This is a genomic window from Sulfitobacter sp. HI0129 (genome assembly GCF_001635395.1).
Taxonomy (GTDB): domain Bacteria; phylum Pseudomonadota; class Alphaproteobacteria; order Rhodobacterales; family Rhodobacteraceae; genus Sulfitobacter.
Map to the genome: position 1 here is coordinate 1 of NZ_LWGH01000021.1, position 514 is coordinate 514.

A 514-nucleotide genomic window follows, 5' to 3' on the forward strand; every position below is an offset into this window, starting at 1 on the left:
AAGATCGTGCGCAAGTTTGAACGTGATCACCCGCCAAAGTTCTGTCAGGTAACCGGCGTCGATCATCGCCCAGTGGTGGTTGCACAAGTACCCTCCGAGCCGATCGAGCGGGATCTTTACCGCGAATTGCTGTCCAGTATGGGCGCGCCGGCAATGGCCGGGGGCACATTGGCCCGCGAGAAAGATGTCTGCCGCTCGCTGCTGCGAACGGTCGGGGCGAAGATGATCATTCTCGACGAGGTGAACGGCATGCTGGCCGGGACATATAGGCAGCAGCGGATTTTCCTCAATGCCATAAGATTCCTCGCCAACGATCTGCGGATTCCCCTGGTCTGCGCAGGGACCGACCTCGCCCGCCAGGCATTGCTGACGGATGCGCAATTGGCGGAGCGGTTCGAAGCGTTTCACCTCAAGCCCTGGAAGAACGATGCCGTCTTTGCCGGACTTCTGAAAAGCCTCGGGCACATCCTGCCGCTGCGCGAGCCGTCCGATCTGACGGGCACCGCGACCAGGG

1 protein-coding gene is annotated in these 514 nt (G+C 61.1%); it reads left to right on the forward strand.

All coding sequences use genetic code 11. The features are described 5' to 3' along the window. Positions 1–514 (forward strand): TniB family NTP-binding protein (locus A3764_RS00265; protein ID WP_201722371.1); only part of this gene is annotated, 514 nt, incomplete at both ends.